Here is a 19,012-nt window from a genome sequence, read left to right as displayed (position 1 = left end):
GTTACAGACCCAGCAGCAGCTGACGCTCCAGCTGGGGATCCACCATGGTGACATGCAGTCCCACCAGCCGCACGCCCCGACCGGCACGACGCTCATCCCAGGTTTTCCGGGCAATGGCAATCATGTCCTCTTTATTCAGTACCGGCCAGATATGCTCCTGGGTCGTCTGCTGAAAATCGCTGAACTTCAGTTTCACGCCCTGCCGCGCCACCTGCTTGTCCGGTCGAATCTGCGTCAGCCGGCGATCCAGTTCCGCATAGAGAAAGTCGATAATCTCCAGGCAGGCGTCCCAGTCGCTGATATCTTCCGCCAGCGTGCGTTCCACCCCCAGCGATTTACGCTCGCGCTCCACGATGACCTCACGGTCATCAATGCCGTTGCTGCGCTCCCACAGCACCCGGCCAAACTTACCAAAGCGCTTCAGCAGCAGCGCTAAATCTGCCTTCTGCACGTCGCCACAGGTGACCAGCCCCATCTCCTCCAGTTTTTTGGCCGAGACCTTGCCGACGCCTGGAATTTTCGCCAGCGGCAGCGACAGCAGAAAACCGGCCATCTCCGGCGGAGTAATGACATACTGTCCGTCCGGCTTATTCAGGTCCGAGGCGATCTTCGCCAGAAACTTAATAGGCGCGATACCCGCTGACGCAGTAAGCCCGGTTTCACGGAAGATGGTCGCACGGATTTCCTGTGCCATCAGCGTGGCGGAGCCGTGACAGTACGGACTGTCGGTGACATCCAGATAGGCTTCATCGAGGGAGAGCGGTTCAATCAGCGGTGTGTAGCGGGCAAAGATGTTGCGAATCTGCGCGGAGGCTTCTTTGTAGGCGTCGAAACGGCCAGGCAGCAGGCGCAGATGCGGGCATAACTTGAGGGCCATACCGGTTGGCATTGCGCTACGCACGCCAAATTTACGGGCCGGATAGTTAGCGGTGCTTATCACCCCGCGGCGTTCGCGGCTGCCGCCAATGGCGATCGGGATATCGCGCAGCTGGGGATTATCACGCATCTCCACCGCGGCATAGAAGCAGTCCATATCGACATGAATGATTTTACGCATACCCCCTCCGGCACTGGATAAGTATACAGTTGACAGGGGTAACTGCAATATTTGTCGCGCCCACAATTAATGTTTACAAATTTGTGGCCGAATATCTTTCAGTAAATCGCGAATCTGGCTGTCGGCGTCTTGCTAAAAAAACAGACAATGTTTAATGTTGCGCTGCGGTAGCGGACAGTTCCGATAATGCAAACAAAGACGCACAATTTGCGTCATGTTCTCTTCACCTCAAGGTATACACAGCATGGGCAAAATCGCACTCCTGTTTGCGATGATTTTACTGCCAGCCCTCAGCATGGCAATGACACCCGAACCCGTTTCAGCGGCACCGGTCAGCAAAGAATTAAAAAAGCAGTTACTCGGCACCCCGGTCTATATCCAGATCTTCAAGGAAGAACGCACGCTTGAGCTCTACGGCAAAATCGGTAACGAATTCCGCCTGCTGGATACCTATCGCATCTGTAACTTTTCTGGCGGCCTCGGCCCGAAACGTCGTGAAGGCGATTTCAAAAGCCCGGAAGGTTTTTACAACGTGAAGCTGAATCAGCTGAAGCCGGATAGCCGGTTTTATCGCGCGATCAACATCGGCTTCCCGAATCAGTACGATCGTAATCAGGGCTACAGCGGCAACTACCTGATGATTCATGGCGACTGTAAGTCAATTGGCTGCTATGCCATGACCAACGCCTATATGGATGAGATTTTTACCTATGTGAATGCCGCGCTGCGTAACGGTCAGCAGGATATTGGCATCAGCATCTATCCGTTCCGCATGACCGACAGCAACATGCAGCGTCACCGCTACTCCAGCGACGCCAGTTTCTGGCAGCAGTTGCAGCCGGGCTATGCGTACTTTGCAAAATATCACCAGCCGCCGATGGTCAATGTTTCCAGCGGAAAATATGTGATGAACAGCAGCCCGGCACCGGTGTTAGCCAGTCCCGAAGCCGCTTCACGTTCATTCCTGGCGCTCTCCAAGGCAGAATAACGCCCATTCACCTGGCGCAATCCGCTGCCAGGTTTCATTGGCCGTCAGGGGCTGCGTAGCAATCACCGTCACCACGTCATGCGGCGTGGTGTGCTGCTGAAAATCAACCTCCACATCCTGATCCAGCAACTGCGCCCGGCCAAAGGGTGCCCGGCGGGTGATCCAGAACAGGTTGGTCGAGCAGAAGGCCATCAGATAGCGGCCATCTGACAGCAGCATGTTAAACACGCCCTTCTGCCGTAACGAACCGGCCAGCTCTCCGATAAAACGAAACACCGCAGGCCAGTTGCCCGGCGTGCGTGGATAGCGCGTCGCCAGCTGATGCAGGATCCAGCAGAACGCCTTTTCACTGTCCGTTTCGCCCACCGGCCGGAATGTGCCGGTCTCAAGCGTACGATAGCCCTTAAGCTGACCGTTGTGCGCATAGGTCCAGTTTCGGCCCCACAGCTCGCGGGTAAACGGATGGGTGTTTTCCAGCGACACCTGTCCGCGATTCGCCTGGCGGATGTGCGCCACCACCGAATGCGATTTGATCGGATACTCCTGCACCAGACGCGCAATCGGCGAGTTAAAGCTCGGCAGCGGATCTTTAAACGTACGACAACCTTTATCTTCGTAAAAGGTAATGCCCCAGCCATCTTTGTGAGGCCCGGTTCCACCGCCACGCTGAACCAGTCCGGTAAAGCTGAAACAGATATCCGTGGGAACATTGGCGCTCATCCCGAGCAATTCGCACATAGCCACCACCTCTGATTTTGAGGCCTCCCGTCCGGCGGGAGGCCAGCGCAGTTACTTCACCATCTCTTTTTCGATCAGCAGCATCAGGATATGGATCACTTTAATGTGGATCTCCTGAATACGATCGGCATAGCCAAAGTGTGGCACGCGGATTTCAATATCGGCACTGCCTGCCATCTTACCGCCATCTTTACCGGTCAGGGTGATCACTTTCATCCCCTGCGCACGTGCAGCTTCAATCGCTCTAATAATATTGGCAGAGTTCCCGGAGGTTGAGAGCCCCAGCAACACATCGCCTGGTCGTCCTACCGCTTCCACATAACGCGAAAAGACATAGTCATAACCAAAGTCATTACTGACGCAGGACAGATGACTCACATCTGAGATGGCAATCGCCGGATAGCCAGGACGATTTTCACGGTAGCGACCGGTCAGCTCTTCGGCGAAGTGCATCGCATCACAATGTGAACCGCCGTTACCGCAGGAAAGCACCTTGCCGCCCGCCTTAAAGCTGTCAGCCAGCAGCACCGCAGCACGTTGGATCGCATGAATATTGGCGTCATCGCTGAGGAATTTAGTCAGCGTATCAGCAGCTTCATTAAGCTCAGAGCGGATGATGTCCTGGTACATAGGGATGTCCTTTTTTAGGAGAGGTTAATCGCAGCAAGTTTAACGGAATGGCCGGTCAGCGCAAAGCCTCATGCCGTGCCCGGCCAGGCAGTGGCGGCGATTGTCATTGCCACAGTTGATGCAAAAATGGGCTAAAAGCGGTTTTTGTGAGGCAGGTTGTAATTGCGATGTAAACAAATTGATAAATCCCGCCAACTACTCTAAACCTCTCTACATAACAGGTCAGACCTCTTACTTCCTGGAGTAGTTCATTATGATGGTTGTTTCAATACTTGCCACGGTGGCGCTGATCGGCGCCCTGTTCTATCACCGCCTGTCGCTGCGGCTCAGCAGCGTGATTCTGCTGCTGTGGACTGCCGCGATGGCTATCGCTCACCTCTGGACGCCATGGCTGCTGCTGCCGCTGGCGATCGTCCTGCTGCCATTTAACCTGCCATCACTGCGCCGCAGCCTGTTTTCAAAACCGATCTTTCAGCGCTTCCAGAAGGTGATGCCGCCGATGTCGCGCACTGAAAAAGAGGCGATCGATGCGGGCACCACCTGGTGGGAAGGCGATCTGTTCCAGGGCAAACCGGACTGGCAGAAGCTGCATAACTATCCGCAGCCGCGTCTGACAGCCGAAGAGCAGGCTTTTCTTGATGGCCCGGTTGAAGAAGCGTGCCGCATGGCTAACGATTTCCAGATCACCCATGAGCTGGCCGATATGCCGCCGGAACTCTGGGCTTATCTGAAAGAGCATCGTTTCTTCGCAATGATCATCAAAAAAGAGTATGGCGGACTCGATTTTTCCGCCTATGCGCAGGCCTGCGTGCTGCAAAAGCTGTCTGGCGTCTCCGGGATTCTGGCGATTACCGTGGGTGTACCTAACTCACTGGGTCCGGGCGAACTGCTGCAGCACTACGGCACCCAAGAGCAGAAAAATCACTATTTACCACGGCTGGCACGCGGCGATGAGATCCCTTGCTTTGCGCTGACCAGCCCGGAAGCAGGTTCAGATGCCGGGGCGATCCCCGATACCGGCGTGGTCTGCATGGGCGAATGGAAGGGTCAGCAGGTGCTGGGCATGCGGCTGACCTGGAACAAGCGCTACATTACCCTGGCGCCGATCGCCACCGTGCTGGGCCTGGCGTTTAAACTCTCCGACCCGGAGCATCTGCTCAGCGACAACGAGAATCCTGGCATTACCTGTGCGTTGATCCCGACTCATACCCCCGGCGTGGAAATTGGTCATCGCCACTTCCCGCTTAACGTCCCGTTCCAGAACGGGCCGACGCGCGGCAACAATATCTTTGTGCCGATTGACTATATTATTGGCGGCCCGGAGATGGCCGGTCAGGGCTGGCGGATGCTGGTGGAATGTCTGTCAGTGGGCCGCGGTATTACGCTGCCTTCGAACTCAACCGGCAGCCTGAAAACGGTGGCGCTGGCGACAGGTGCGTATGCCCATATCCGCCGTCAGTTCCGGGTTTCAATCGGTAAGATGGAAGGGATTGAAGAGCCACTGGCGCGCATCGCCGGTAACGCTTACGTGATGGATGCGGCGGCGACGCTGATTACCGCCGGGATTATGCAGGGTGAAAAACCGGCTGTGCTATCGGCGATTGTGAAATATCACTGCACCCATCGCGGCCAGCGCGCCATTATTGACGCCATGGATATTGCGGGCGGTAAAGGCATCATGCTTGGCAACAGCAACTTCCTGGCCCGCGCCTATCAGGGCGCACCGATCGCTATCACGGTGGAAGGCGCTAACATTCTGACCCGCAGCATGATTATCTTCGGACAGGGTGCGATTCGCTGCCATCCTTATGTGCTGCAGGAGATGGCGGCCGCAGCCAGCAACGATGTTAATGCGTTTGATCACGCGCTGTTCAGCCATATCGGTTATGTGGGCAGCAGCACCCTGCGCAGCCTGTGGCTGGGCTTAACCGCCGGACGCACCAGCGCCAGCCCAACCCGCGATGGCACCCGCCGTTATTACCAGCACCTGAACCGCATCAGTGCCAACCTGGCGTTGCTCTCTGATGTGTCGATGGCGGTACTGGGCGGCAGTCTGAAACGCCGCGAGCGTATCTCGGCGCGTCTGGGCGATGTGCTAAGCCAGCTCTATCTCGCCTCCGCGACGCTGAAACGCTATGACGATGAAGGCCGCAACGAAGCCGATCTGCCGCTGGTTCACTGGGGCGTGCAGGATGCGCTGCATCAGGCGGAAGTGGCAATCGACGATCTGCTGCGTAACTTCCCGAACCGTCTGGTGGCGGGCGCATTGCGGATGACCATTTTTGCGGGCGGCCATCACTGCCCTGCGCCATCTGATCGCCTGGATCATCAGCTGGCCAAAATGCTGCAACAGCCGTCAGCTACCCGTAGCCGTCTGGGCCGTGGCATGTATCTGACGCCGGGTGAGCACAACCCTGCCGGTCAGCTGGAACAGGCGCTGCAGGATGTGATGGCGGCAGAAGAGATCCATGACAGGCTGTGCAAACAGACGAAGCAGCACCTCTCCTTTACCCGGCTGGACGCGCTGGCGAAGCGCGCGCTGGAGCAGGGCTGGATCGATGCTAAGGAGGCGGATGTGTTGCAGCGTGCTGAAGCCAGTCGTCTGCGTTCGATTAACGTTGATGAGTTTGAGCCAGACGCACTGGCAGTCCCGGTGCCAGAGAAAGCCCCTCAGCCTGCGTCACGGGCGAGTGAGGCGGCATAGGATTCAGTGCCGATGTGATGTCGGCACCGGGTACTGAACTTAAAGCGATGGGAGCATACGCCCGGAGTAAAGCATAGCGGGCCAGGGACAAAAACGCCGGAAGCGTTTTTAACAACGCAAAGCGTTGGCCCGGTTACGGGCGCACCTCAGGGATGGCGTTTCTGGCGTCTTCACGGAGAGCGTATGCTCCCTGAGCCAGTACTGCTTTCAGTGGCCGACATCACGTCGGCCTTTTTTATCCCGCCTGACGGATGCGGGCAATCAGCGCATCCACATCTTCTACGTGATCGGCTGCCAGAATCAGCGTGCGTCCCAGATTAATCGCATTACGGATGCAGTCGGTACGCATTGCCGGATCGGCAATCAGCTTCATATCCGCCACATGTGACATCCCCACCGTGCGGCGAATCAGCTCCGTGCCGCAGTAACCGATAGTATCGGCCCACACTTTATGCAGAAACGCCGCCGCATAGCCTGGATAAGCCATCGCCTCATCGCGGGTTTTCTCAGCTGCCAGCGCCAGGAAGCCTGACGCAAAGGTCGTCCAGAGAGTGTGAACATCGCTGAGACGCTGCTCGCGTGCATCGGCCGCCTCACGCGGAGGCAGTAGCCCCGGCAGGCCACAATAGTTAATCAGCAGATTGCCGATAGCAGTGCCAATATCAAACCCGATGGGGCCAAAATAGCCAAATTCTGCATCAATCGCTTTCAGACTGCCGTCCGCAACGAAAATCGAGCCGCTGTGAATATCGCCATGCAGCAAGGCCTCAGCATGGGCAAAGAAGCGATGTTTAAGGCCGCCCACCGCAATGCGTAACGCATCATCATCACGCAGACTGGCAACCAGCGGCTCCAGCGCCGCGGGATAGCTGTTGCGCTCATGGTGGGTGTAAGGATCGTTGAAGAAAAGGTCCTCGGTGATTTCACACATTTCCGGATTAATGAAACGCGCTACTTCCGCTTTTTTCTGGTGCGGATGCAGGATGAAATCGGAGGTATGAAACAGGGTCTGTGCCAGGTAGTCGCCTAACTGCTGCGCCGCTTGCGGGTAATACGCGCCTTTCACCAGCTCGCCGCGCCAGATGCGATGGCTGGAAAGATCTTCCATCACCATTACTGCCAGCTCCGCATCATAATGGGTAATGTTCACTGTGTGCTGCGGACAATATTTGTAATGCTCGACCAGGGTCTGCGCTTCCAGCCGCGCCCGATCCAGCGTCAGCGGCCAGGACTCCCCCACGCAGCGCACATAGGGCAGTGCCTGCTTGACGATGACGCGACTGTTGCCCTGATCGTCATAAATCTTAAACACCAGGTTGAGGTTGCCATCACCAATCTCTTCTGCGCTGCTCAGCGCGGCAGGATTGTCCACGCCACCAAATTGTCGGGCATATTCCACAGCATCAGCAGCAGTAAAGGTACGGTATTGCGACATTGCCTGTTCCTCGTCATTCGAAGGGGGATACCTGGTATAATAAGCCGTTCAGACGTCTATACATCCGTTCAGCATGTTGGCACAATACGCATCATTAACGCAACATGGATTTCACCCACAATGCAGACACTTCAAACCACCAGCTTACAGGTTCGTGACAATCAGCTCTGGATTCTGGATCAGCAGGCGCTGCCGCAGCAAAAGAGCTGGCTACCCGCGCACAGCGTGCCTCAGCTGATTGAGCATATTCATGCGCTGCGGGTGCGCGGTGCGCCGCTGATCGGCCTCTCCGCTTCGCTGTTGCTGGCGCTGCTCGCAGAACAGGGACTGACGCGCGCTGAACTGGCGCTGGCGCTGGAGACGCTGCGTGCCGCCCGCCCTACTGCGGTCAATCTGATGAACAACCTGGATCGGATGAAAGTGGCGCTGGCACAGCCAGACTTTGCCCCTGCGCTGGCTCAGGAAGCCTGGCGGCTGGTGCAGGAGGATAAGCAACTGTGCGACGCCATCGCTGACGCAGGTTGCACACTCGTAAAACTCAACAGCCAGCTGCTGACCCACTGCAATACCGGCGGGCTGGCTACCGCTGGCGTCGGTACCGCGCTGGGCGTTATTGCCCGCGCCCATCAGCAGGGGCTGGTTAAGAATGTCTGGGTGGATGAAACCCGTCCGCTGTTACAGGGTGGCCGGTTGACCGCCTGGGAGCTGGGCGAACTGGCGGTTCCTTACACGCTGATCACCGACTCCATGGCCGCCAGCCTGATGGCCCGTGGCGAGGTGGATGCGGTGTGGGTCGGCGCTGACCGCATTGCCGCCAACGGCGATGTCGCGAATAAGATCGGCACCTACAGCCTGGCGGTACTGGCGCATTATCATCAGATTCCATTTTACGTGGCGGCGCCACACACTACGCTGGATCGCAACTGTCCTGACGGCGCAGCGATTCCCATTGAGCAACGCGCCGCCAGTGAAGTGACGGGCGTGGCAGGCAGTTTTGGCAGCGTGCAGTGGGCACCGGAAGCGGCGAAGGTTTACAACCCGGCGTTCGATATCACGCCTGCCGCCCTGATCAGCGGCTGGGTACTGGATACTGGCGTGGTCACGCCTGACCAGGTACAGAACGGCATCTTCCAGCCGCAGTAACGGTCTGCGAGGCGTCTGCCGCTATGGCAGACGCCTCACCGTGCAGGCTGACAGATTACGCCAGACGCGGATAGGCATCCGCGATCTTGTCGCCGGTGAAATTCGCCACCCAGCCTTCCTGATTATCGAAAATCCGGATCGCCGTGAAGTGCGGTGACGATCCCATATCAAACCAGTGTGGCGTGCCCGCGGGCACCGAGATCAGATCATTTTTCTCGCACAGGATCTGCAGGATCTCACCATCCAGATGCAGACAGAACAGCCCGGCCCCCTCGACAAAGAAACGCACCTCATCTTCACCGTGCGTATGCTCATTGAGAAACTTCTCGCGCAGCACGGTTTTCTGCGGATTGTCGGCACGCATGCTGATCACGTCCCAGCTCTGATAGCCCTTCTCCGCCACCAGCCGGTCGATCGCATGCTGATAGGCGTTGATCACCGTTTCAGCATCCGGGTTTTCACCCAAATCACGATCGGCTTCCCAGCGCTCAAAACGGACACCTTTAGCATTCAGGCGGTCACGAATCGCTTCTGCGTCGGTGCTGTGCCACACCGGCTGGCTGGCTTCGCGGTCGGTAAAAATAGTCAGTGCGCTCATCCTAAATAGACTCCGGGTTAATCTGGGAAAAATCCGTCACCTGACGATGGCGGCTCTCGTCGTCCGCATCGCCACGCAGTAATTGCAACGTCTGCCAGCCCGCCTCCGCGGCGGCATCCAGCTCCTGATGAATATCGGAGAGAAACAGCAGCTGCGCCGCTGGCTGACCAATTTCAGCAGCGATAGCGCTATAAGACGCGACTTCGCGTTTGGCGCCGACGTGAGTGTCAAAATAGCCGCTGAACAGGCCAGTAATATCACCTTCGTCGCTGTAGCCAAATAACAATTTCTGCGCCGCAATCGATCCGGAGGAATATACATAAATTTCAATGCCCTGAGCCTGCCAGTGGATGAGCGCCGGGAGGACGTCGGGATAGAGATGACCGGTAAAACTGCCGTTCACGTAGCCGTCGCGCCAGATCATCCCCTGCAGCGCTTTCAGGCCGGTGGATTTGCGATCCAGGTTCATAAAGCCCAGCAGAATGTCCGTCACCCCGTCCAGATCGGCCTGCGGCTGACCGGCCTCCTCACGCACCGACTGCAGCGCCGCCGCCACCTCAGGCTGCTGCGCATTGTCACGCACGAAGTCCGGCAGGTGCTGACGGGCATAGGGAAACAGGATGTTATGTACAAAGCGAATATCGCTGGTGGTCCCTTCGATATCAGTAACAATGGCGCGAATCATGCTTTCTCCAGCAGACGACGTTGACGTTCACATTCGAACAAAAATTCCATACCTTCCAGATGACGGCGGGCTTCGCTGACATCACGGCCCCAGCAGGTTAAGCCATGCCCGCGCAGCAGAAAGCCGTAACGCAGCGGAAAGCGGGCAGCGTAATCTTCAATTTCTGATGCCAGCGCCGCAATGTCCTGGCTGTTGTCGAATACGGGAATCGCCAGCGTATCCAGATGGGTGTGCTGGCCGCTTAACGATTTCTGCATCTCATAACCGTGCAGCAGCAGCGCTGCGCCCTGCTCTACCCGGGACAGCACGGTCGAATTGACCGTGTGGGTGTGTAGCACCGCACCCGCCTCGGGAAAGAGGCGATAGATCATCGTGTGCAGCCCGGTTTCTGCTGACGGCTTACGGCCAGAGAGTGACTGGCTGGTAGCGATATCGACCTCGATAAAGTCATCCCGCGTCAGCGTGCCTTTATCTTTGCCCGATTCACTCAGCAGGCAGACATGTTCATCGCGGCGCAGGGACATATTGCCGCCGGTGGCCGGTGCCCAGCCTTTCGCCCCAATCCAGTGACAGGCGGCGACCAGATGATCTAACGGAAGACTCTGCGACATAAAGGTTCCTTGCGGTGAAATGAGATTCCGGGTAAGTACGCGTAGCCAACGCCCCTGACGCGCGGAGCATGACGCATATAAATGCTAAATGATCCGCATCTCAGCAAGGCGGCAAGTGCGCGCGTCCCCGGGAGCTGACACCTGTCAGTGACCGGGGTAAGCAAACGCGGCCAACGCAGAAGAGATGTGGAGCATGACGCATTTAGCCGTCTAAGCGTCTTGATTGCCAAATACTACCATCCTGTTTATAGTGGCACAAATACCGGGTGACACCGCATCAATCTTCGCGCTTAAGGCCTGACACTATGACGCAGCACAACCTGATCCCCGAGAGCAAACTCCCTTTGCTCGGCACCACGATTTTCAGCCAGATGAGTGCGCTGGCGCTGCAGCACAACGCCATCAATCTCTCCCAGGGCTTTCCCGATTTCAGCGGCCCGGACTATCTGCAGCAGCGACTGGCGTATCACGTCAGCCAGGGCGCGAACCAGTATGCGCCGATGACCGGTGCACTACCGTTGCGTGAGGCAATTGCAGAGAAAACCGCGCGGCTTTATGACTATCGTCCTGATGTGGAGACGGACATTACGGTGACGACGGGCGCAACCGAAGCGCTTTATGCGGCAGTTACCGCGCTGGTGCGGCCGGGCGATGAGGTCATTTGCTTTGATCCCAGCTATGACAGCTATGCCCCTGCGGTGGAGCTGTCGGGCGGCGTGATGAAACGCATTACGCTGCAGCCGCCAGCCTTTCGGGTAGACTGGCAGGCGTTTGCTGAGTTGCTGAGTGACAAAACCCGACTGGTGATCCTGAATACGCCGCACAATCCTTCCGCCACCGTCTGGCAGCAGGAGGATTTCGCCGCGCTGTGGCAGGCGATTGCTCAGCACCCAATCTATGTGCTGAGCGACGAAGTGTATGAACATATCTGCTTCGATGAGGCAGGCCACTCCAGCGTGCTGGCCCATCCTGAACTGCGCCAGCGCGCCATTGCGGTGTCATCATTTGGCAAGACGTTCCATATGACCGGCTGGAAAGTGGGTTACTGCATTGCCCCAACGGCGATCAGCGCCGAACTTCGCAAAGTGCATCAGTACCTGACCTTCTCGGTGAATACCCCGGCGCAGCTGGCGATTGCCGATATGCTGCGTGAGCATCCGGAACACTATTTTGAGCTGCCGGCGTTTTATCGTGACCGCCGCGATCGGCTGGCGACGGCGCTGAGTAACAGCCGCTTTAAGGTACTGCCCTGTGAAGGCACCTACTTTTTACTGGTCGATTACAGCGCCATCTCCGATCTGGATGATGTCAGTTTCTGCCAGTGGCTGACCCGTGAAGTGGGCGTCGCTGCGATTCCGCTGTCGGTGTTCTGCGCCGATGCTTTTCCTCACAAACTGATCCGCCTCTGTTTTGCCAAACAGCCGGCGACATTAGATGCCGCCGCGGAGCGCTTATGTCAGCTTTGAAAATTACCGTTTTGCAGGAGACGCTGAGCTGGATGGATGGCGAGGCCAACCTGCGTCATTTTGACGCGCAACTGGCCGGACTCACCGGACGCGATCTGATTCTGCTGCCAGAGATGTTTACTACCGGCTTTGCGATGGAGGCGGCGAAACGCTCGCTGCCACAGGCACAGGTAGTTGAATGGCTGCATCAGCATGCCCGTCGTACCGACGCCCTGGTCGGCGGCAGCGCGGCGATTCAGACCGACAATGGTGCGATCAACCGCTTCCTGCTGGTCGAGCCCGACGGCACGCTGCATTACTATGATAAGCGCCACCTGTTCCGCATGGCGGACGAACATCACCACTATCTGCCTGGCGAGCAGCGTCAGGTCTTTACGTGGCGCGGCTGGCGCATTCTGCCGCAAATCTGTTACGACCTGCGCTTTCCTGTTTTCTCGCGCAACCGCAACGATTACGATCTGGCGCTCTATGTTGCCAACTGGCCAGCGCCACGTGCGCTGCACTGGCAGGCGCTGCTGTTAGCGCGGGCGATTGAAAATCAGGCTTATGTGGCAGGCTGTAACCGCGTCGGTAGTGACGGCAATCAGCATCACTACAGCGGCGACAGCCAGATTATTTCACCGCAGGGTGAGATCCTCAGCGCGGCCGAGCCGCATCAGCGCGCCCGGCTGGATGCCGAACTGTCACTGGACGCCCTGAAGGCCTACCGCGAGCGCTTCCCGGCGTGGCAGGATGCGGACCGCTTTTCGCTGTGAATCGCAGGCGCGGCCATTAGTTCTTAACTGCCGCGATAGGTTGACCATGACCACGGCGAAATCAGAAACGGCAGATGGAAGTGGCTGCCCGCCTCGGCAATCACAAAATCGATCTGGGCGCTGACGTAGAGCGCATCCCGACCGGCGACGGCAAAATAGTCGCCAATTTCCGCCGTTAAGCGGTAATGCCCCGGCGTCAGCGGCTCGGGCGTCAGATCTTTCAGACGACCGTCGCTGTCCGTTTCACCCTGTGAAATCGGAAACCACCCTTCCGGGCTGTTCTGCTCCAGTGAAATCGCCACGGCGCTGGCCGGTTTGCCCAGCGCCGTGTCAAGAATATGGGTCGTCACGGTACTCATTGCATCGTCTCCTTAAGGCGTAACAGGGTAATTTCACGCAGCTGATCCAGTGCCTCCTGCTGCTCGGCAACATCGCTATTCTGCAGCCGACGCTGCAATTCTGCCAGCATCTGCTCGCCGCTGCGCCCTTTGGCGCGTATCAGAAACACCCGGCCAAAGCGCGCTTCGTACGCCTGATTGCCCTGCTGCATCGCCTGTTGCAGCGCGTAATCGGCCTGCTGCATAGCGGACTGCTCGCCGCGCGACAACGCGGCGTCTTTATCTGCGCCGTTCGCGCGTTCACCAATGCGCGGATGCGCCGACAGTGCGGCCTCCAGTTGAGGCTGCTGCCACTGACGCGCCAGCGCATCGGCAGTGGCCAGTAGCGCCCCGTGGTTGGCAAAAGGCCGGGCCGCCACCAGCGCCTGCTGCCAGTGCGGAATCGCCACACAGTGCCGGATGGCCGCCTGTGCTTCGTCAGCGGAAAGCTGATTAAATGTGGCTAATTCCATGTTCAGCTCCGTCCGGCAATCAGCGAGACCGCCTGTAAATAGGCCTGCAGTGCAGGTGCTACGTCGTCCACCGCCACCGACTCCGCCGGATGGTGACTGATGCCGCGATGGTTACGCACAAATAACATGCCGACCGGCCAGCATTCAGCGATGGCGATAGCGTCGTGTCCGGCACCGCTCGGCAGCGACAGACTGCGACCCTGCACCGTTTCCACCGCATGGCTCAGCGCCTGTTGCAGCGCAGAGTCACAGGCGGTGGCACCGATGCGATAATATTCGTTCGATTCAAACTGAAGTCCACGACGGAGCGCAATCGCCTCTGCCTGGGTTAACAGGCTGGAGAGCAGCGTCTCCAGCGGCGTGTCCAGCGGACCACGCACATCCAGCGACAGCGACACCTCGCCAGGGATGACATTCACGGCACCCGGCGCACAGTTAATCGTACCGACGGTGGCGACCAGCTGCGGGTCCTGCTCACGGGTGGTCTGCTCGATAAACACCATCCACTCGGCCGCCGCCGCCAGCGCATCTTTGCGATGGGTCATCGGCACTGTGCCCGCATGGCCCGCTTCACCGGTGAAACGGCAGTTCAGGCGGCGCGCACCGTTGATCGCCGTAACTACGCCCAGCGCCAGATTTTCCTGTTCCAGGCAGGGACCCTGCTCAATGTGCAGCTCAAGATACCCGACGATATCCTCGACCCGCCGCGCTGCAGAGGCGATCCTGTTGCTGTCGAGCCCGACATCGACCATCGCCTGCGCCACGGTGATACCGTTGCCATCAGGATGGGTCACCCAGCTTTGCGGCCAGCTGCCGGTAATACCCCGACTGCCGAGCAGCGTAATGCCAAAACGGGTGCCTTCTTCGTCACCGAAGCCAATTACCTCAATCGCCAGCGGCAGGCGGCACTGATGTTCGTTAAGCCACTGCACGGTTTCAATGGCGCTGAGCACGCCCAGCATCCCGTCATATCGCCCTGCGTTCCGTACCGTATCGAGATGCGAGCCAAGCAGCAGCGCAGGTGCACCTGCCTCTGCCGCCTCGTAGCGCCCACAGATATTGCCGACTTCATCCTGCCACACCTGCATTCCCGCCGCCTGCATCCACTCACCGACGCAGGCGTTAGCGCGCAGATGTTCTGGCGAGAGGTAGACGCGGGTCAGTCCCTCAGCCATTTCGCTGATCGCGGCCAGCGTATCGCAGCGCGCCATCACGCGCTGTGCCGCGACCTGGGCTTCGCTGGCACTCATCATCATGCGTGGCTCCCGTAGTGATCCCACGCGGCCTGCGCGGCGGCGCCCTGCGGCGTGCGGTAGCCGACGTAGGTCAGCACCGTTTCCAGCGCCGACAGGGTCTGCATCACGCAATCTTTACGCGCGTTGTAGCCCATAGTGCCGATGCGCCACACCTTGCCATGCAGCGGACCAAATGAGGTGCCAATTTCAATGCCGAAATCTTCCAGCATCAGCTTGCGCACCTGATCGCCATTCACGCCTGACGGGATCATCACGCCCAGCACGTTGTTCATTTTGTTTTTCAGGTCGCCAAAGGTCTCCAGCCCCATCCCCTGAATGCCTTTCAGCATCGCTTCACCGTGCAGTTTGTGGCGGGCGATGCCGTTATCCAGCCCCTCCTGCAGGATCAGACGGGCGCACTCGCGCGCGCCAAACAGCGCACTGGTCGCTTCGGTGTGATGGTTGAGTCGCTCCGGGCCCCAGTAATCCATGATCATGCCGAGATCAAAATAGTTGGAGTAGATCATTTCCTCTTCGCCATCCTGATGCGCTTCGGTGCGGATCCCCTGCTCTACGCATTTGCGTTTGCGGATCACGGCTTCCATCTCTGCGCTCAGAGTGACCGGAGACGTGCCCGATGGACCACCCAGGCATTTCTGCATCCCCGCCGACACGGCATCCAGCCCCCAGGCATCCGTTTCCAGCGTGTTACCCGCCAGCGACGCGGTGGCATCGGTGTAGAACAGCACGCCATACTGTTTGCAGATTGCGCCCAGCTGCTCCAGCGGCTGCAGCATGGTGGTCGAGGTGTCGCCCTGCACGGTCAGCAGCAGGCGCGGTCGCACTTTTTTGATCGCATCTTCAATCTGGTCCGGGGTAAAGACTTCGCCCCACGGCGCTTCAATGGTGTGAACTTCTGCACGACAGCGGCGGGCAATTTCGCACAGCAGGTGACCGAAACGTCCAAACACCGGTACCAGCACTTTGTCGCCAGGGCGGATAGACGACAGCAGAATCGCTTCGATACCGGCACGTGACGTGCCATCAATCAGCAGCGTCCAGCGGTTTTCAGTGCGGAACACGCCGCGATAGAGCGCCATCACTTCGTTCATGTAGTGGGTCATCGCGGGATCGTACTGGCCCAGCAGCTGACTCGACATGGCTCGCAGCACGCGGGGATCGGCGTTGATCGGCCCCGGCCCCATCAGCAGACGCTGTGGCGGATTGAGTTGCGGGTAGTGCGTAACATCCATCATCATTTCCTTTTCTAAGACTCAGAGACGAACCGAAGAGATAAACTGTTTCAGTTCCGGCGTCTGCGGCTGGGCGAACAGCGTTTTACTGTCGCCCTGCTCCCAGACGCGTCCCTGGTGCATAAAGACCACACGATCGCCCACGTCGCGGGCGAAGTTCATTTCATGGGTGACGAGGATCAGCGTCATGCCCTCTGCCGCCAGCTGCTCCAGAACCTTGAGCACTTCGCCCACCAGTTCGGGATCGAGCGCGGAGGTGATCTCATCACAAAGTAAAACTTTCGGCGTCATCGCCAGCGCACGGGCGATCGCCACGCGCTGCTGCTGACCGCCGGAGAGGCTGGCAGGATAGTAGTTAAGGCGTTCGCCCAGTCCGACCTTCTCCAGCATCTGTGCCGCCAGCGCCCGGCACTCAGCCTCGCTTTTCTTCAGCACCCGGCGCGGCGCCAGCATGACGTTCTCCAGCGCCGTCATATGCGGGAACAGGTTGAAGCTCTGAAACACCATCCCGATCGAGCGGCTGATTTCACGCGCCTGCGAATCGCGGTCAGTGATTGTCATCCCGCCGAGCTTGATGCTGCCCTCCTGATAGCCTTCCAGCCCATTCATGCAGCGCAGTAACGTGCTTTTACCCGATCCGCTGCGACCAATGATCGAGATCACCTCGCCCATGTCGATATCCAGATCCACACCTTTCAACACATGGTTGTCGCCGTAATATTTTTGCACCTGATTAATGGTGATGAGCGGCATTGAATTTTTTCTCCAGATACTGGCTGTAGCGAGACAGCGGATAACACATCAGGAAGTAGCCCAGTGCCACCAGCCCAAAGACTTTAAACGGCTGATAAGTCACGTTGTTCAGAATGGTGCCGGCTTTGGTCAGCTCGATGAACCCGATAATCGACGCCAGCGCGGTGCCCTTGATGACCTGCACGGCGAATCCCACCGTCGGGGCGATACCGATGCGGATCGCCTGCGGTGCCACCACCCGCCACAGCGTCTGACCAAAGGTCAGGCCGAGGCAGCGCGACGCTTCCCACTGCCCTTTCGGCAGGGCGCGGATGCTGCCGTACCAGATGTCCACCAGAAAGGCGCTGGTATAGAAGGTCAGCGCCAGCGAAGCGGCGGTCCAGGGGGCGACATCAATGCCGAACAGGCCGACGCCGAAAAATGCCAGGAACAGCTGCATCAGCAGCGGCGTGCCCTGAAACAGCGCGGTGTAACCGCGTATCAGGCGCGTCAGCCACTTACGCTGCAGCAGTCGCAGAAACAGCAGCGGCAGCGTCACCAGCGTGCCGCCAACGAAGGCCACCAGCGACAGCAACAGGGTCCAGCGCGCCGCCAGCAGCAGGTTGCGCAGGATGTCCCAGTCGGTAAAGGTCGTCATCATGATGCCTGCACTCCAAACCATTTACGGCCAATCGCCAGCAGCAGATGGCGCATCGCAATCGACAACGCCAGGTAGATAAGCGTGGTCACCAGATAGACCTCAAAACTTAAGAAAGTACGCGACTGAATCAGGTTGGCAGCGAAGGTCAGCTCCTCATAGGAGACCTGCGACACCACCGACGAGCCCAGCATCACAATGATGCACTGACTCACCAGCGCCGGATAAATGCGCTGCAGCGCAGGCGGCAGCACGACCCGCAGAAAAGTCTGGCTGCGGGTTAATCCCAGCACCCGTCCCGCCTCCCACTGCCCTTTAGGCGTTACCTGAATCCCGGCGCGGATAATCTCGGTGCTGTAGGCGCCAAGGTTGATCAGCATCGCCAGCAGCGCCGCCTCACCCGCAGTGAGTTTCAGCCCCAGCGCAGGCAGACCGAAAACGATAAAAAACAGTTGCACCACAAACGGCGTATTGCGGATCAGCTCGACATAGATGCCCCACAGACGGCTCACCCAGCTCGGTTTGCCGCTGCGCAGCGCGGCACCCGCAATGCCGAGCGCCACGCCACCGGTGGTCGCCAGCACCGTCAGCTGGATGGTGACCCACAGACCGGAGAGCAGCTCCGGCCAGTAGGGCCACAGGGCGGGAAAGTTAAGTTGCCCGATCATGAATCCGTCCTCAGGCGCCGAGGTTCGCAGGCAGCGGTGCTTTCAGCCACTCTTCAGAGAGTTTATTCAGCGTGCCGTCTTTAATACCCTGCTCAATCAGTTCATTCACTTTCGCTTTCAGTGCCGGCTCATCTTTTTTCAGGCCGATATAGCAGGGTGAATCTTTCAGCATAAACTGCGCCACTGGCGCTTTAGCCGGATTCTGGCGCGCAATGGCGGCGACGACCAGGTTGCCGGTTGCGACATACTGCACCTGACCGGAGAGATACGCAGACAGCGTGGTGTTGTTGTCTTCATAGCGTTTCACCTGCGCATCTTTCGGGGCCACTTCGCTCAGCACCATATCTTCTACCGCACCGCGCGTGACGCCAATCGACTTGCCGCTCAGACCCGACGCCGCCTTAATTTCATCGCCTTTCGGACCGAATACGCCCAGGAAGAACGGCGCATAGGCGCGGGTGAAATCGATCACTTTCTCACGCTCGGCGTTTTTACCCATGCTGGAGATGACCAGATCGACCTTGTCGGTTTGCAGATAAGGCACGCGGTTGGCGCTGCTGACCGGCACCAGCTGCAACTTAAGTTTCATCTGCTTAGCCAGATATTTCGCCGTATCGATGTCATATCCCTGCGGCTGCAGGTCAGTGCCGACCGAGCCAAACGGCGGGAAATCCTGCGGCACGGCGACGCGGATGACGCCGCGCTTCTGGATATCCTGCAGTTGATCGGCCAGCGCGCTGCCCGTTTGTGCCATCAGTAATGCCGCTGTCGCAACCGCCATCAAAACTTTTTTCATTATGCACCCC

At 58.4% G+C, this 19,012-nt stretch carries 20 protein-coding genes; 5 read left to right on the top strand and 15 right to left on the bottom strand.

Annotated features, from left to right (window positions below; translation table 11 throughout):
- Nucleotide 1: 1 nt before the first annotated feature.
- Nucleotides 2-1,057: a DNA polymerase IV gene (dinB, locus tag QSK07_RS16170; protein WP_285720966.1), complete on the bottom strand. Its 1,056-nt coding sequence runs from the start codon at nucleotides 1,055-1,057 to the stop codon at nucleotides 2-4.
- A gap of 244 nt (nucleotides 1,058-1,301) precedes the next feature.
- On the opposite strand from dinB, the gene dpaA reads away from it, so the two are divergent.
- The gene (dpaA, locus tag QSK07_RS16165; protein ID WP_285720967.1) at nucleotides 1,302-2,045 is read left to right on the top strand and encodes a peptidoglycan meso-diaminopimelic acid protein amidase; all 744 of its coding nucleotides are present in this window, start codon (nucleotides 1,302-1,304) and stop codon (nucleotides 2,043-2,045) included.
- Here dpaA and QSK07_RS16160 read toward each other — a convergent pair.
- Both QSK07_RS16160 and lpcA read right to left on the bottom strand, forming a co-directional pair.
- The gene (locus QSK07_RS16160) at nucleotides 2,016-2,783 is read right to left on the bottom strand and encodes a class II glutamine amidotransferase (RefSeq protein ID WP_098051393.1); all 768 of its coding nucleotides are present in this window, start codon (nucleotides 2,781-2,783) and stop codon (nucleotides 2,016-2,018) included. The two genes, dpaA and QSK07_RS16160, sit on opposite strands and share 30 nt — an antisense overlap.
- 51 nt (nucleotides 2,784-2,834) lie before the next feature.
- Nucleotides 2,835-3,413 (bottom strand): D-sedoheptulose 7-phosphate isomerase, encoded by a 579-nt coding sequence (gene lpcA / locus QSK07_RS16155; protein WP_098051394.1) that lies wholly within the window; start codon nucleotides 3,411-3,413, stop codon nucleotides 2,835-2,837.
- Between the two features lie 253 nt (nucleotides 3,414-3,666).
- On the opposite strand from lpcA, the gene fadE reads away from it, so the two are divergent.
- Nucleotides 3,667-6,117 (top strand): acyl-CoA dehydrogenase FadE, encoded by a 2,451-nt coding sequence (gene fadE, locus QSK07_RS16150; RefSeq protein ID WP_285720968.1) that lies wholly within the window; start codon nucleotides 3,667-3,669, stop codon nucleotides 6,115-6,117.
- 235 nt (nucleotides 6,118-6,352) lie between these two features.
- Here the strand turns inward: fadE and mtnK are convergent, their stop codons facing one another.
- Complete coding sequence (gene mtnK, locus QSK07_RS16145) at nucleotides 6,353-7,552, bottom strand: S-methyl-5-thioribose kinase (RefSeq protein ID WP_285720969.1); 1,200 nt, start codon at nucleotides 7,550-7,552, stop codon at nucleotides 6,353-6,355.
- Between the two features lie 120 nt (nucleotides 7,553-7,672).
- On the opposite strand from mtnK, the gene mtnA reads away from it, so the two are divergent.
- Nucleotides 7,673-8,695, top strand: a complete 1,023-nt coding sequence (mtnA, locus tag QSK07_RS16140) for an S-methyl-5-thioribose-1-phosphate isomerase (RefSeq protein ID WP_285720970.1) — start codon at nucleotides 7,673-7,675, stop codon at nucleotides 8,693-8,695.
- Nucleotides 8,696-8,750: 55 nt separating this feature from the next.
- Here mtnA and QSK07_RS16135 read toward each other — a convergent pair whose 3' ends face one another.
- The 3 genes from QSK07_RS16135 to QSK07_RS16125 are packed head-to-tail and all read right to left on the bottom strand — an operon-like array spanning nucleotide 8,751 to nucleotide 10,589.
- A complete protein-coding gene (locus QSK07_RS16135) occupies nucleotides 8,751-9,293 on the bottom strand; it encodes a 1,2-dihydroxy-3-keto-5-methylthiopentene dioxygenase (protein ID WP_061061694.1) in 543 nt (180 codons plus the stop codon).
- A gap of 1 nt (nucleotide 9,294) precedes the next feature.
- On the bottom strand, nucleotides 9,295-9,978 hold the full coding sequence (gene mtnC / locus QSK07_RS16130; protein WP_285720971.1) for an acireductone synthase: 684 nt from the start codon (nucleotides 9,976-9,978) through the stop codon (nucleotides 9,295-9,297).
- A complete protein-coding gene (locus tag QSK07_RS16125) occupies nucleotides 9,975-10,589 on the bottom strand; it encodes a methylthioribulose 1-phosphate dehydratase (RefSeq protein WP_285720972.1) in 615 nt (204 codons plus the stop codon). The genes mtnC and QSK07_RS16125 overlap by 4 nt, the downstream gene beginning before the upstream one ends.
- A 305-nt stretch (nucleotides 10,590-10,894) precedes the next feature.
- On the opposite strand from QSK07_RS16125, the gene QSK07_RS16120 reads away from it, so the two are divergent.
- Nucleotides 10,895-12,055 (top strand): pyridoxal phosphate-dependent aminotransferase, encoded by a 1,161-nt coding sequence (locus QSK07_RS16120; protein ID WP_285720973.1) that lies wholly within the window; start codon nucleotides 10,895-10,897, stop codon nucleotides 12,053-12,055.
- Nucleotides 12,043-12,810: an amidohydrolase gene (locus tag QSK07_RS16115; protein WP_098051401.1), complete on the top strand. Its 768-nt coding sequence runs from the start codon at nucleotides 12,043-12,045 to the stop codon at nucleotides 12,808-12,810. Before QSK07_RS16120 ends, QSK07_RS16115 begins: the two co-directional genes overlap by 13 nt.
- A gap of 23 nt (nucleotides 12,811-12,833) precedes the next feature.
- On the opposite strand, the gene uraH is transcribed toward QSK07_RS16115, so the two are convergent.
- The 8 genes from uraH to QSK07_RS16075 are packed head-to-tail and all read right to left on the bottom strand — an operon-like array spanning nucleotide 12,834 to nucleotide 19,002.
- Nucleotides 12,834-13,169: a hydroxyisourate hydrolase gene (uraH, locus tag QSK07_RS16110; protein WP_098051402.1), complete on the bottom strand. Its 336-nt coding sequence runs from the start codon at nucleotides 13,167-13,169 to the stop codon at nucleotides 12,834-12,836.
- Nucleotides 13,166-13,660 (bottom strand): 2-oxo-4-hydroxy-4-carboxy-5-ureidoimidazoline decarboxylase, encoded by a 495-nt coding sequence (gene uraD, locus QSK07_RS16105; protein ID WP_285720974.1) that lies wholly within the window; start codon nucleotides 13,658-13,660, stop codon nucleotides 13,166-13,168. Before uraD ends, uraH begins: the two co-directional genes overlap by 4 nt.
- 2 nt (nucleotides 13,661-13,662) lie before the next feature.
- Nucleotides 13,663-14,916 carry an allantoate amidohydrolase gene (gene hpxK / locus QSK07_RS16100; protein WP_285720975.1) on the bottom strand — a complete coding sequence of 418 codons (1,254 nt, stop codon included), beginning with the start codon at nucleotides 14,914-14,916 and terminating at the stop codon, nucleotides 13,663-13,665.
- A complete protein-coding gene (locus QSK07_RS16095; protein ID WP_098051405.1) occupies nucleotides 14,913-16,148 on the bottom strand; it encodes a pyridoxal-phosphate-dependent aminotransferase family protein in 1,236 nt (411 codons plus the stop codon). The genes hpxK and QSK07_RS16095 overlap by 4 nt, the downstream gene beginning before the upstream one ends.
- A 21-nt stretch (nucleotides 16,149-16,169) precedes the next feature.
- Nucleotides 16,170-16,901 carry an amino acid ABC transporter ATP-binding protein gene (locus QSK07_RS16090; RefSeq protein ID WP_275220021.1) on the bottom strand — a complete coding sequence of 244 codons (732 nt, stop codon included), beginning with the start codon at nucleotides 16,899-16,901 and terminating at the stop codon, nucleotides 16,170-16,172.
- The gene (locus QSK07_RS16085; protein WP_190285956.1) at nucleotides 16,882-17,538 is read right to left on the bottom strand and encodes an amino acid ABC transporter permease; all 657 of its coding nucleotides are present in this window, start codon (nucleotides 17,536-17,538) and stop codon (nucleotides 16,882-16,884) included. Before QSK07_RS16085 ends, QSK07_RS16090 begins: the two co-directional genes overlap by 20 nt.
- Nucleotides 17,538-18,206: an amino acid ABC transporter permease gene (locus tag QSK07_RS16080; RefSeq protein WP_098051408.1), complete on the bottom strand. Its 669-nt coding sequence runs from the start codon at nucleotides 18,204-18,206 to the stop codon at nucleotides 17,538-17,540. Before QSK07_RS16080 ends, QSK07_RS16085 begins: the two co-directional genes overlap by 1 nt.
- A 10-nt stretch (nucleotides 18,207-18,216) precedes the next feature.
- The gene (locus QSK07_RS16075) at nucleotides 18,217-19,002 is read right to left on the bottom strand and encodes a transporter substrate-binding domain-containing protein (protein WP_285720976.1); all 786 of its coding nucleotides are present in this window, start codon (nucleotides 19,000-19,002) and stop codon (nucleotides 18,217-18,219) included.
- Between the last annotated feature and the right edge of the window lie 10 nt (nucleotides 19,003-19,012).

It is taken from the genome of Pantoea sp. QMID4, assembly GCF_030270445.1.
Lineage (GTDB): Bacteria > Pseudomonadota > Gammaproteobacteria > Enterobacterales > Enterobacteriaceae > Pantoea > Pantoea vagans.
This window is presented reverse-complemented; position numbering and strand designations above follow the sequence as displayed.